This window comes from Bacillus cereus group sp. MYBK108-1 (assembly GCF_051917185.1).
Taxonomy (GTDB): domain Bacteria; phylum Bacillota; class Bacilli; order Bacillales; family Bacillaceae_G; genus Bacillus_A; species Bacillus_A cereus.
This window is the reverse complement of sequence record NZ_JBQAHZ010000017.1, coordinates 14,543-27,454: the sequence shown is the minus strand read 5'-3', so window position 1 is coordinate 27,454 and position 12,912 is coordinate 14,543. Positions and strand designations below refer to the sequence as shown.

Here is a 12,912-nt window from a genome sequence, read left to right as displayed (position 1 = left end):
AGTGAAACTTTCATTAGCCATCACCAATTGTACTTTTACAGGCAAATAGAGAAATAAAAAAGAGCTGATATGAAATCAGCTCTTTTCCTTCTATTATTAATGACGCTTCATACGCCCTTCTTTTTGTAACTCTTTAAATAATGCTGCCATCATAAAGAAAATAACGAAGACGAACGGGAATGCCGCAATGATAGCTGCCGTTTGTAAGGCTTCTAATCCGCCAATATATAATAGCGTAGAAGCTATCGCGGCTAGAACGATACCCCAAATCATTTTAATACGATTTGGTGGGTTTAAACTACCATGTGTCGTTAACATTCCTAAAACAAATGTTGCAGAGTCTGCCGATGTAATAAAGAATGTTGCAATAAGTAAAATACCTAAAACTGATAAAGCTGATCCAAAGCTGCCCATCTGATCGAACATAGCGAATAATCCTACTTCTGTTCCCATTTCTTTCACTTTGTCGAAGATATGTGCATCACCAAACAGCTCCATATGAATACCAGTACCGCCGAACACAGAGAACCAAAGTGCACCAATTACGGTCGGCACAAGTAACACACCGATAACAAACTCACGAATCGTACGACCTCGTGAAACACGAGCAATAAACGTACCTACGAACGGTGACCACGCAATCCACCATGCCCAATAGAAAATTGTCCATGACTGAATCCATTGATTCCCACCTTCGTCTAATGGACTTAAACGGAAACTCATACTTGGCAATTCCTGAATATAAGAACCGATTGTTGAAGTGAAGTAATTCATAATAAAGTTTGTTGGACCTGCAAATAATACAATGATCATAAGTGCAAATGCAAAAATAATATTCGTATTACTTAAATATTTAATTCCTTTATCAAGACCTGTTTGCGCAGATAACATAAATAATACTGTTACGATTGCAATAATAACTAACTGAGTCGTTAATGAGTTCGGGATAGATGTTAAATAACTAACACCACCTGCAATTTGTTTCGCACCAAGACCTAATGACGTTGCAACACCAAACACAGTTGCGAAAACAGCTAACACATCAAATGAATGAGCAATACGCCCGTGTTCCCCGCCCTTAAATAACGGACCTACTGTCGCACTAATCGTACTTGCTTTTCCTTTTCTAAAGGTAAAGTAAGCAATACATAACGCTACAAACGCATATAGTCCCCAAGGATGTAATCCCCAATGGAAAAATGAAAAACGCAGTGCAAGGCGCGCACTTTCCTCAGTTGCACTATCTCCAAACGGAGGTGCGTATAAATGGTTTAATGGTTCGGCAACGCCCCAGAAAACTAAGCCAATACCCATACCAGCACTAAATAACATAGCAAACCATGTCATATAACTATAATCAGGTTCATCATCATCTTTACCTAAACGAATAGAACCGTATTTCGAAACAATTAAAAAGATAGAAACACCTAAAATAATAGACACGGAAATAATATAAAACCACCCGAACTTACTAACTAATGCAGTTTGAATTGCGGTTGTTACATTTCCTAAGCTACCTTTTCCAATAATAGATTCGGGAATAATCCCCCAAATTGTAAATGCAATACATAATGTTAATGAAACGATGAATGTTTTTGTCAGTTTCCTCATCAAATCCCCCTTCGTAGGTTTCGCTTTTGTAAATAACATAAATTCCGATATGTAAAATCGGATAGAAAACTATAATTTTGCGGTGATTTTCTTACTTTCACCTTCACCAATTCGAATTCATATGGACAGCCTTACCTTTCGTATAACTTTTTCACTCTGCAAGAGCTACAAGTTAGAAATACTGCTGTCAAATTGTGTGAGAAAAACGCGGATAGGAATGTATTTTCCTAAAAAAGGATGTGTTACATATGCAAAAAAGGGCAAAGTTCTTCCTTGCAACCCTTTCTTTTTGTAACAATTATGCGGTTTTTTTGCTAGTATATAGCACGTGTTTATAGCTTCACAAACAAAATGTTTATGTTTATATAACTATATTACCCATAAAACGGTAAAATACTCAAGGAATGTAATCGTTTAGTAAACATCATGTAACATTACTGTAACATTTTTATTTACGTCGAAAAAAACATGTTGTATTAAATATTTTGAATATAACTAGAAACCTATGAGTCATATAGAATGAAAAACGCTTTCCTATATTTTTTGTTATATTACAGGATGTTAACGACTTATTACGAATGGTTTGTAATTGTGTGTTTTCCCCAAATCCGAAAAAATCTGTTGCTATAATGAGGACACGAAAACAAACGCAATGGAGGCTATCATGAAAAAATTAATTGGTATAGCAACAGCAGCAGTTTTTGGTCTTGGGATTTTCACATCATCTGCTAATGCAGAAACTGTTGTAACAACAGACGTACTAAACGTACGCGAAAACCCTACTACTGAATCAAAAGTTGTCGGTAAATTACTAAACGGTAATAAAATAGATGTTCAAAATACAGAGAACGGATGGTCAAAAATTACTTTAGACGGTAAAGACGCATTCGTAAGTGCAGAGTTCACAAAAAGCATCTACTACGTAACAGCTAACGTATTAAACGTACGTGCTGAAGCGAACACAAACTCAGAGGTTCTTGGAAAGTTGAAGAAAGACGATGTAATCGAAACAACGAACCAAGTACAAAATGAGTGGTTACAATTTGAATATAACGGGAAAACAGCTTATGTTCATGTTCCTTTTTTAACAGGTACAGCACCTGTAATTGAGAAACAAGAAACAACTGCTCCTGCTAAAGCTGCAGCACCAGCTAAGGCTCAAGCACCTGTAGCACAAGCAAAACCAGCTGCTAAGCCTGCTGTGAAAGCTGCTGAAACTAACACACCATCTGGTGGTCGTGAGTTAACAGTTGTAGCTACAGCATATACAGCTCACCCGAGCGAAAACGGTGGCACATATGGCGGCCGTGTATTAACTGCAATGGGTCATGATTTAACTGCGAATCCAAACATGAAAATGATCGCTGTTGACCCGAAAGTAATCCCATTAGGATCTAAAGTATGGGTAGAAGGTTACGGAGAAGCTATCGCTGGAGATACTGGTGGTGCAATTAAAGGTAACCGTATTGATATCTTACTTGGATCAGATAGCGCTGCTCAAAAATGGGGACGCAAAACTGTTAAAGTGAAAATTTTAAAATAACCAATGACTGCTAAATTACAAGCCGGTTCTCTTTATTGAGAGCTGGCTTTTATTTATTTATAATACATATAAGGAGGCTACGCCCATGAATGTACAAGCAAAAGTAGACTGGATTGGTACGCCAAAACCGTACATATATAAAGATGAAGTGACATATAACGCTACTTCTATTGATTTTTCACTCGCTGGCGATGATAACCGCTATAAGTTAATTGTGCTCAAGTCTGAAAACAATACACATTACAAAATTGTGCAATATGGAATAAAACCAGGCTCTCAAAAGCCATTTCCTATCGACATTCCATTTGAACAAAACATGTTACCAATTATAGAGCAAATATTACATGATCCATATGTACAAGCGATACTAAAGGAAACACACTCATAATTGTAAAAAAATATATCAACGATTTTTCAATTATATCTATCATAAATCGCAATATATCAACGATTTTTCGATTATATCTATCATAACTTACGATATATCAACGGTTCGACACGAAATATCGATTTAGCTACAAAAAAGAAGCTGTTCAAATATTGAACAGCTTCTCTCATATTAACGAGTTGGACCAGATACATCTTCTGATTTCAACGTATTATTTGCACCAAGAGAATGATACAACATCTTTCCATTTCCATTCACAGTTACAATATGTTCGTTATTAAAACTTTTGAACTTCACAGATCCATCACCGTAACGAATATGATACTCTTCATATGTCGTTACTTTATATTTCGTAGCACTTTGACGCTCTACATTACGAACTTCCATCGTTAATAAGTCTTCTGTAATTCCTTTTTTGTGTAAATACTGTATATAATCACGGTCTTCCTTATACGATTTCCCGCTCTTATCATAATTATTTTCAATTAAACTAAAATCATTTAATGAAATTGCACGTACGTTATCATAAATATGATTTCTTACAAATTCGCCCACTGCTGAACTTGATGTTTCTTTCGGGAATTTTAAGTAATATGTGCTTTGGTCTCCAATTTTAACACTTTCAGATTTCATCACACCAAAATCAGTAGTTTTCTCTAAATGTACTTCTACTGTTTCATCTGTGGATACAGGGCCAAGCTTATAACTTCCATAATTTAATTTTCCACGTTTTTTCCCATTCACAAATACAGTTGCATCACTTTCATCAGAAGAAATGCTTACATACTTGCCTTCAAGCGATAAATCCACTTTCACCTTCTCGCTCTGTTCATCCGCTAAATCTACTTCTTTCTCTGTTTCTAATTCAGTAAGTTCTGTCTTCGCTGTTGCCTTTACAACATATGTACCTGGGAAGTATGGCCCCAACTCTTTCGAAGTTTTATCACTAGAAAGCTCTGCTTCTTTTTTGTCATTCACATATATTTCTGCATTTTTTGCAGTTGTACTAACGCTCATATAATAAGATTTCATGCTGAACTTATACTTTGGATATAAGAACCACTCTTTTCCTTCTTCTACTATTTCCCCGTCCTTAAATGAAGATTTATCTTTTGTTAACTTTTGATCTACTGTCTCTTTCTGTAAATAAGACAGTAATTGTTTGTTGTAAGAAGGATTCTCTTTTAAATAACGCATGTACGCTTTAAGATCCTCTGTCTTAATCTTTAAGCTTGAATCATTTGCTTTTACAAACTCATCAATTGCATTAATATCTTTCTTTTGGAATGCTTCAATCATTACATTTACTTGCTTTTCTTTTGAAAACTTATATGCTCCAAATTTATATGCCCCAAATAATAATGCAGCAATAATGGCAAAACCAATGATTAAAAATAAATTTTTCTTACTTTTCACTGGTTTTGTCTCGCTTTGTAATTCTGTATATGAAGCAGCAGTGTTATCAACGATTACTTCTACTTTACTCCCACACTCAGGACAAAAGTTCAAATGGTCTGCAACATTCTTTTTACATGTTCCACAAAACTTCAACGTGCTCTCCTCCTATTTTTTAGCTAATTTCATTCCAGCAAATGCTGCTACATATGTCACAATCAAGCTAAACAAAGTTAAATATATAAATGAATTTTGCATAGATAATACCGTTCCACTTGTTCCAAATAAACTTGTTACCGTTCCTGAAACATTAATTTGGAACTTAGAAATCATATTCATTACAATCATCATAATTGTGTAAGAACCACTACATACCGCTAATGTAATATATATATTGGCAGTCGGTAATTTAGCTAACTTTCTTCCCGCTCTAAACATAAAGAACAATGGAATAATAAGCAGTAATAAACCATAATAGAATACGTTATTCACTCTATCAAATTCTGCAAGGCTTTCCTCATTTGCTCCTTTTGAAATCAATATCTCTCTAAGCTCTACGCCATTTACAGAGACGCCTGATATAAATGAAAACGATAGTGTGCTCTCATATGCATTTGATTTCTTACCAATTCTAGTAAATTCCTTACTAAGTGCTGGACTTGATACTTCTAACGGCGCAAAATGAGCCATACTCCATAATTGAGGTGTTAACTCTAATGCTAATAATGTACTTTCAGATTTTAAAGTTGTTATTTCTTTTAATGGTTCAATACCGTCTTCCTTACTTACTAACGCCATAATACAAACCGCTACTGCTGTTACTAAAAGTCCTTTTATCATAGCCGAAACACCGTAATAAACAGACGCTCCATATGGCATTAACTCTTGAAATGCTGCTGCCATATTGTTTTTGCTTGTATGAGCAATAAATCCTAATAAGGTAAATAATGTCCCACATACAAAACCACTCAATAAACTCTTCATCGCTGAATAGCCAACCGTAATCTTACCTGCTTCTGAGAATGGGATTGCAAAAGATTGTGATGCTATAAAACTTATAATGAATAAAAAGACTCCATAAATAATACCAACTGTTGCTGCCATAAAGATTTGATCTTTAATCGTTTTCGCAACATGCTGTTTCCCTAACCAAATTCCTGTACCAGCGAAAATAATAAATGGAATGATTAATAATAATGTAAATGGAGTATGCCAAGATAAAGAAAATATCAATCCACTATCATCGTTAGCTGTAAAACCAAGTAAATGGTAACTTAACATCGTAGAAGTTGCACTCGAATAAAAACTTGGCAACATTTCTAATTCTTTCGCAAATTTGCTAAACATCTCACTTAACATAGAGGCAAATAATAAACTACCAATCCAACCAGCAATTAACATGAGAATACTTGCAACAGCCCCACCAATAAAACCTTTTTGTAAAACGGCTTTATCTGCTTTAAATTCAACTTTAGGAGCACCATCCATTGTAGGCAATTTTACAGTTTGTTCTTTTTTCTTCACAACAGATAAAGAATACCCACACTTTTGACAATATAAATTTTTTTGAGCATTTTCACTGCCACAACCTCTGCAGTATTTTGCAGTATCTTTTTCTAATGTTACTGCATCTATAGCTCCTGCAATCTCCATACTCCCTTCATTTGGGCAATAATTTACTTCTTCACCATGTTGTTTTCCACATGTGCGACAATACATTTAATTCACTCCCCACTTTGCTTAATTCCACAAACTGGACAGTAAGTAGAGTTTTTATCGATATGCTCATTACATGAAATACAATTTACCGTTTCACCTTCATTTTCTACTGTTAACATCGGGTTAGGCTTTCCACACGAACCACAAAACTTATCATTTATTGATAAGGGTCCACCACATTCACATGTAGCTTTTTCACCTTGTTGTTTTTGCAATTCAACAATGCGCTTTCTTGCTTGATAAATAGCTACATCAAATTCTTGAACTGGAGCAATCATTTCTTTTAAGCTCGCTTCATTTACTCCACTTCCTCTTAATTGAACATACACTTGCTGTCCAACCTCTAATAGAACCTCTGCTTTTTTCTGCATTTGCACTTGCATTCCCTTTTTCAATTGAGCAATTTCTTGTGCAACTTGCAACTTCATTTTCCCTTGTTCTATTCCTTCTTGTAACTTATTCATTCCACTACCTAACTTCGTCTGTAAATCTGACAAATCATTTCTCCTCCTATACATATATATTTATATACGAAATTAACATTTTATATATTACCATGATTTTCAAGTTATGTAATCCAAATTTCATTTTTTCTGTTTTGAGCATTTTTTGTTTATAATGGTAAAGGAAAGAAATATGTGTACGGAGGAATATTATGCTGCAACACTCAATTACGAAAGATGAAATTATGATGATTGCGAATGAGTTCGTTCAAGGACTAGATCCACAGCAAACAGCTGATCAGGAACATGTCGCTACAGCTCGGCACCTATATCGTAGTGGTGTTGTCTATAACGTTGACTTTGATGGTTATACACTATCAGGAACTGTAGATGCGGAAGGCAACGTATATAGCGTTCATATTCCGATTCGTAATGTAGCTGAAAGTTATTGTGATTGCTTCGCACCAACACAATGTGAGCATATGCTCGCTGTATTACTATCTGCAGCGTCTAGTTTCGGGCAAGTAGGAGATGTATTAACTTTATTTAAAAATAATACGAAACCTTCCCTTCCTCCTATTCGAACTGCAAGACAAGTATTGCAATCATCAGCTTTTGAAGAAACGGATTATAAAAGTTGGGAATCATATTTTGAAAAAGAATATGAATCATTTAAAAAAGAACAAGCTCGCCTTACTTATAAACAAATGTATTTTCTTATGAGTATCTTTACAGATTTCTATACGAAACTTGAGCGGAAAGCTCCGCGCGTAATCGCCATACATGAATTATTCAGGTTACATGCAGCACTTTACTGCTTTCAAAAATTATTAGAAGAAATACAGACATTCGAAGCAAACAAAACGTATTCTTATCACCAACCTGTTAATGTCGTTCGCCTATTTGTAGACAAAGTGGAATCCATCGTTCGGGACTTACAATCAGAAGCGATTCCTTCAGAGTCTGAAATAATTTTGCAAGAAACAGCTCGTCTTGTTCATGAAGTATTCTTCTCTACCGACGCTTATACACAAGAGCGATTTTTCATTTATCGCCACATATGGAGTGAACTTTTAAACAATAAAGAGAAAATACAAGAGGAAGAAAAACGAATCGATACGAAAATTAATCCACTATCTAAAGCGTTAGCGTCTTCTCACCTTCTCTTTTTAAATGAAGAAGATCTACTAGCGATGGACTTACTAAAGAAACAACCTGCTTCTGTTGTGAGTCTATACTTCTATTGGTTAGAAGAACTATTAAGTGCCATGCAATGGGATCGTGCGAAAAACTGGCTTTCCTTTACGTATAAACAAGTAAAGAAAACGATCCAAGATCATGAAAATACGATTTTTATAAAAGATATCGTTCGGCTATTTGTAATCATGTATGAAACATATGCAACACATACAAATGAACAAGCTGGTTTTGAAATGATCTTGCAGGAACTATTACCGTATAGTTTCACAAACTATGAACAGTACGTACTCGCGAAAAAACAGTATCGTACATGGGCAGAGCTTCATCTCTTATATGGGTTTGAAGCAATTGAACTGTTAAAAGAACCACTGAAAGATATTGAGAAAGAAGCGCCAGAAGCAGCACTTCCTCTTTATCATCTTGCTGCTGTAGAAGCAATTGAAGAACGAAATCGTAAATCATATAGACGCGCAGTTCGTTACTTAAAGAAATTACGTACATTATATAAACGATTAAAACGCACCGATGAATGGGATGCTTTCATTATTCACATCGCCAATCTCCATTCACGTCTGCGTGCACTACAAGAGGAATTACGGAAAGGAAAATTAATCGATGATCAATCAAACTGAAGTAACAATTAGGCTCCAGCATGTTAGTCAAGGTTGGTTCCTTTGGGGAGAAGATGAAAGCGGTACTCCATTATCCGTAACAAGTTGGAAACGAAATGCATTCACATGGCACTCTACTTCTTTCTACGGTACGTTTCTAAAAGAAGCAACCTTCGAAGGAAAACAAGGTGTGCTGCTAACAAATGCACAAGCCTTTGAATACATTGCAAACAAACCGATGAATTCCTTTGCACATATTCAACTGAACGGCCCTATTACAGCACTTACAAAAGATGCAAATGAATTATGGGATGCCTTTACGAGCGGTAGCTTCGTACCAGATATGGAGCACTGGCCCAAACAACCATCTTGGAAAGTTCAAAATACGCCAATTGAAGATGACACATTAGCATCTCTTTTCTCAGCAGCAGTTAATGAAAGCATATTACAAGATAATCGTTCAAATGACGGCTGGGAAGATGCTAAAAGACTATATGAACATTACGACTTTACGAAAAGACAATTGGAAACAGCACTACATGAAGAAGATTGGCTTCGAAAAATTGGTTATATTGAAGATGATCTTCCGTTTACAATCGGACTAAGACTGCAAGAACCACAAGAAGAATTTGAAATGTGGAAACTTGAAACAATCGTGACACCAAAGCGCGGGGCGCATCGCATATATATATATGAAAACATCGATTCCTTACCGAAAAGATGGCACGATTACGAAGAACGGATTACAGAAACACAAGAAGGTTTTAGTAAGCTCATACCGTGGTTAAAAGAAGGAGATACATTCCGAAATGAGCTCTTTGAAACAGAAGCTTGGAACTTCTTAACAGAAGCAAGCAATGAATTACTTGCAGCCGGCATTACAATTTTACTACCATCATGGTGGCAAAATTTAAAAGCAACAAAACCGAAATTACGTGTTCAACTGAAGCAAAATACAGTACAAACACAATCGTTCTTCGGTATGAATACGCTCGTTAATTTTGACTGGCGCATTTCTACGAATGGCATTGACTTATCAGAAAGCGAATTTTTCGAACTCGTTGAACAAAACAAACGTCTATTTAATATAAACGGTCAATGGATGCGACTAGATCCAGCCTTTATCGAAGAAGTAAGGAAACTCATGAACCGTGCCGATAAATACGGACTAGAGATGAAAGATGTCCTGCAGCAACATTTATCAAATACGGCTGAAACAGAAATTGTAGAAGATGATAGTCCGTTTACTGATATTGAAATCGAACTAGATGGATATTATGAGGAACTATTCCAAAAGCTACTTCATATTGGAGATATTCCAAAAGTAGATGTCCCTGCTTCACTAAACGCAACACTTCGTCCGTATCAACAACACGGCATTGAATGGTTGTTATATTTACGAAAGCTTGGATTTGGAGCATTGCTAGCTGACGATATGGGACTCGGGAAAAGTATTCAAACAATCTCTTACTTACTATATATAAAAGAAAATAATCTCAAAACAGGCCCTGCATTAATCGTAGCGCCGACATCTGTTCTTGGAAATTGGCAAAAAGAATTTGAGCGTTTCGCACCGAATTTACGTGTTCAATTACATTACGGAAGTAATAGAGATAAGGGCAATTCTTTTGAAGATTTCCTTCAATCAGCAGATGTTGTATTAACATCTTATGCATTGGCCCAACTCGATGAGGAAGAACTAACTTCATTATGCTGGGATGCTGTTATTTTGGATGAAGCACAAAATATTAAGAACCCACATACGAAACAGTCGAAAGCAGTACGAAACTTACAAGCAAATCACAAAATCGCTTTAACTGGTACGCCGATGGAAAATCGCCTCGCTGAACTTTGGTCCATTTTCGACTTTATTAATCATGGATATCTCGGAAGCTTAGGGCAATTCCAACGCCGCTTCGTCACACCAATTGAAAAGGATCGTGATGAAGGAAAAATCCAGCAAGTTCAACGGTTTATCTCACCATTTTTACTGCGCCGAACGAAGAAAGATCAAACGGTCGCATTAAATTTACCAGATAAACAAGAACAAAAAGCTTACTGTCCCCTTACTGGTGAACAAGCTTCCTTATATGAACAACTTGTTCAAGATACACTGCAAAATGTTGAGGGATTAAGTGGAATTGAAAGACGCGGCTTTATATTACTTATGCTGAACAAGCTAAAACAAATTTGTAATCATCCAGCTCTTTATTTAAAAGAAGAAGAGCCACAAAATGTCGTTGAACGTTCTATGAAAACAAAAACGTTAATGGAGCTCATCGAAAATATAAAAGATCAAAATGAAAGTTGCCTCATCTTCACTCAATACATCGGCATGGGGAACATGCTAAAACGTGTGCTAGAAGAAAAATTCGGCCAGCGTGTCCTCTTCTTAAACGGTAGTGTGCCGAAAAAAGATCGCGACAAGATGATTGAGGAGTTCCAAAACGGAACGTATGACATTTTCATCTTATCCTTAAAAGCTGGCGGAACAGGATTAAACTTAACCGCTGCCAACCATGTCATTCACTACGATCGTTGGTGGAATCCAGCTGTGGAAAATCAAGCAACAGACCGCGCATATCGCATTGGTCAAAAACGATTTGTTCATGTTCACAAACTTATTACAACAGGAACATTAGAAGAAAAAATTGATGAAATGCTAGAAAGAAAACAATCTCTAAACAATGCGGTCATCACAAGCGATAGCTGGATGACTGAACTATCAACAGACGAACTAAAAGAATTACTTGGTGTATAAAGTGAAACTTGAATCAAGCCAGTTAAGTGGAGTTTTACTACTCGCAAAAAAAGGCGCTAATCTCAAATGAGATTAGCGCTTTTTTCTATTCCAAAACCAATTACTTATTATAATTCCCGTTAATCCGCCGCACGTATCAAGCAATGAATCTTGCCACATTGGTGTGCGGTCTCCCGTATACCATTGGTGAATTTCATCAAATGTTGCATAACCCGCAACGAAAAGAAGGGCATATATAAAACATCTTTTCCTCGAATGACCTGATCGATGAAAAGCGTAATAAATCAATGAACCTAGCATAAAGAACACCATAAAATGAGCACCTTTACGAAGGAAAAACTCAATAAATCCGCCTACACCTTTATTCGCAATACTAACAGGGGTTCCTCCACCATAATCGATAGATACCCATGAAAAATGCTCTTTCACAAATTCAACATTTACATATTGTTCAATATCTGAACGCATATCCTGCTTTTTATATGGTTGTGCCGAAGAATAGAAAATCAGCCCCATCCATAGTAATACAGGAATCCAAAATAACCATTTACGATTCATTATCCAAAATTCTCCTCTCTTAATCTTTTAAGGGTACCAAAAAAAAGAAAAAATTTCACGCCAAAACATGACATTTGTACCCTATTTATAAAGTGAAAGGAGGTGATACACATGGCAATTGAAACAATCGTAATGGATTTAACTTTACGTCTTGTCTTAAACAACGGATTAGATAAGAACGGCAAAACAGTTTTCAAGAGCAAACAATTTAAACGTGTTAAAACAAATGCGAGCTTAGATCAAGTACACAATGTAGCTCATGCTCTAGCTTCCTTACAAGCATCACCACTTCACGCTGTACAACTTGTAAGCACATCAGATCTTTCTAAACTATAAAGTAAAACTCGGATCAGTGGGGATTTTATTCATCCCCGCTGATTATTAGACCGCAATTTAACCGGCAGACCCGAATCCCATAAATAGCTTGATAAATACAAAGGGGGAAATAACACATGCAAGTACTAGAGTTGATTTTCGCAAAAGAAGATGGAAAAACAGTCGTTTTTTCTATCGATACGCCCATCACACCAATCGATGCACAAGTCGTAAATCAAGTAATGGATACAATCCTCGCCTCATCTGTATTTTCATCCATTGATGAAAATACACGAAAAAAGGGAGCTCGCCTTGTAGAAAAAAATGTATCTGAAGTTCCAATTACTCTATAAAATGAAAAAGACGAA

At 36.1% G+C, this 12,912-nt stretch carries 11 protein-coding genes; 6 read left to right on the top strand and 5 right to left on the bottom strand.

Going from position 1 to position 12,912, the window contains the following annotated elements; genetic code table 11:
* Positions 1 to 96 precede the first annotated feature (96 nt).
* Positions 97 to 1,611, bottom strand: coding sequence for a glycine betaine transporter OpuD (gene opuD / locus ACTFSL_RS20630; RefSeq protein ID WP_001229103.1), 1,515 nt, complete (start codon positions 1,609 to 1,611; stop codon positions 97 to 99).
* Between the two features lie 664 nt (positions 1,612 to 2,275).
* Between opuD and ACTFSL_RS20625 the strand changes: the two genes are divergently transcribed.
* Positions 2,276 to 3,154, top strand: a complete 879-nt coding sequence (locus ACTFSL_RS20625; RefSeq protein ID WP_000733326.1) for a cell wall-binding protein EntA — start codon at positions 2,276 to 2,278, stop codon at positions 3,152 to 3,154.
* Between the two features lie 85 nt (positions 3,155 to 3,239).
* A complete protein-coding gene (locus tag ACTFSL_RS20620) occupies positions 3,240 to 3,542 on the top strand; it encodes a DUF3910 family protein (RefSeq protein WP_001102539.1) in 303 nt (100 codons plus the stop codon).
* Between the two features lie 171 nt (positions 3,543 to 3,713).
* Here ACTFSL_RS20620 and ACTFSL_RS20615 read toward each other — a convergent pair whose 3' ends face one another.
* The 3 genes from ACTFSL_RS20615 to ACTFSL_RS20605 are packed head-to-tail and all read right to left on the bottom strand — an operon-like array spanning position 3,714 to position 7,153.
* Entirely contained in the window at positions 3,714 to 5,093 is a 1,380-nt protein-coding gene (locus tag ACTFSL_RS20615; RefSeq protein ID WP_440042297.1) for a zinc ribbon domain-containing protein, read from the bottom strand.
* A 12-nt stretch (positions 5,094 to 5,105) separates the two neighbouring features.
* The gene (locus ACTFSL_RS20610) at positions 5,106 to 6,656 is read right to left on the bottom strand and encodes a zinc ribbon domain-containing protein (protein ID WP_440042295.1); all 1,551 of its coding nucleotides are present in this window, start codon (positions 6,654 to 6,656) and stop codon (positions 5,106 to 5,108) included.
* Positions 6,657 to 6,661: 5 nt separating this feature from the next.
* Entirely contained in the window at positions 6,662 to 7,153 is a 492-nt protein-coding gene (locus ACTFSL_RS20605) for a zinc ribbon domain-containing protein (RefSeq protein WP_001281754.1), read from the bottom strand.
* A 158-nt stretch (positions 7,154 to 7,311) separates the two neighbouring features.
* Between ACTFSL_RS20605 and ACTFSL_RS20600 the strand changes: the two genes are divergently transcribed.
* Both ACTFSL_RS20600 and ACTFSL_RS20595 read left to right on the top strand, forming a co-directional pair.
* Positions 7,312 to 8,931: an SWIM zinc finger family protein gene (locus tag ACTFSL_RS20600; RefSeq protein ID WP_440042294.1), complete on the top strand. Its 1,620-nt coding sequence runs from the start codon at positions 7,312 to 7,314 to the stop codon at positions 8,929 to 8,931.
* Complete coding sequence (locus ACTFSL_RS20595; protein WP_440042292.1) at positions 8,915 to 11,671, top strand: DEAD/DEAH box helicase; 2,757 nt, start codon at positions 8,915 to 8,917, stop codon at positions 11,669 to 11,671. The genes ACTFSL_RS20600 and ACTFSL_RS20595 overlap by 17 nt, the downstream gene beginning before the upstream one ends.
* 72 nt (positions 11,672 to 11,743) lie before the next feature.
* On the opposite strand, the gene ACTFSL_RS20590 is transcribed toward ACTFSL_RS20595, so the two are convergent.
* Positions 11,744 to 12,229, bottom strand: coding sequence for a VanZ family protein (locus ACTFSL_RS20590; protein WP_001080707.1), 486 nt, complete (start codon positions 12,227 to 12,229; stop codon positions 11,744 to 11,746).
* 111 nt (positions 12,230 to 12,340) lie between these two features.
* Here ACTFSL_RS20590 and ACTFSL_RS20585 point away from each other — a divergent pair, with 111 nt between their 5' ends.
* Together ACTFSL_RS20585 and ACTFSL_RS20580 are read left to right on the top strand one after the other, a co-directional pair.
* Positions 12,341 to 12,565, top strand: coding sequence for a DUF1659 domain-containing protein (locus ACTFSL_RS20585; protein ID WP_000963861.1), 225 nt, complete (start codon positions 12,341 to 12,343; stop codon positions 12,563 to 12,565).
* A gap of 116 nt (positions 12,566 to 12,681) precedes the next feature.
* Positions 12,682 to 12,897: a DUF2922 domain-containing protein gene (locus tag ACTFSL_RS20580; RefSeq protein ID WP_001197593.1), complete on the top strand. Its 216-nt coding sequence runs from the start codon at positions 12,682 to 12,684 to the stop codon at positions 12,895 to 12,897.
* Positions 12,898 to 12,912 lie beyond the last annotated feature (15 nt).

Excerpts from the sequence above, each read along its gene's own strand:
- opuD (WP_001229103.1), bottom strand. The coding sequence starts at position 1,611 with ATGAGGAAACTGACAAAAACATTCATCGTTTCATTAACATTATGTATT.
- ACTFSL_RS20625 (WP_000733326.1), top strand. The coding sequence starts at position 2,276 with ATGAAAAAATTAATTGGTATAGCAACAGCAGCAGTTTTTGGTCTTGGG.
- ACTFSL_RS20620 (WP_001102539.1), top strand. The coding sequence starts at position 3,240 with ATGAATGTACAAGCAAAAGTAGACTGGATTGGTACGCCAAAACCGTAC.
- ACTFSL_RS20610 (WP_440042295.1), bottom strand. The coding sequence starts at position 6,656 with ATGTATTGTCGCACATGTGGAAAACAACATGGTGAAGAAGTAAATTAT.
- ACTFSL_RS20600 (WP_440042294.1), top strand. The coding sequence starts at position 7,312 with ATGCTGCAACACTCAATTACGAAAGATGAAATTATGATGATTGCGAAT.
- ACTFSL_RS20595 (WP_440042292.1), top strand. The coding sequence starts at position 8,915 with ATGATCAATCAAACTGAAGTAACAATTAGGCTCCAGCATGTTAGTCAA.
- ACTFSL_RS20590 (WP_001080707.1), bottom strand. The coding sequence starts at position 12,229 with ATGAATCGTAAATGGTTATTTTGGATTCCTGTATTACTATGGATGGGG.
- ACTFSL_RS20585 (WP_000963861.1), top strand. The coding sequence starts at position 12,341 with ATGGCAATTGAAACAATCGTAATGGATTTAACTTTACGTCTTGTCTTA.
- ACTFSL_RS20580 (WP_001197593.1), top strand. The coding sequence starts at position 12,682 with ATGCAAGTACTAGAGTTGATTTTCGCAAAAGAAGATGGAAAAACAGTC.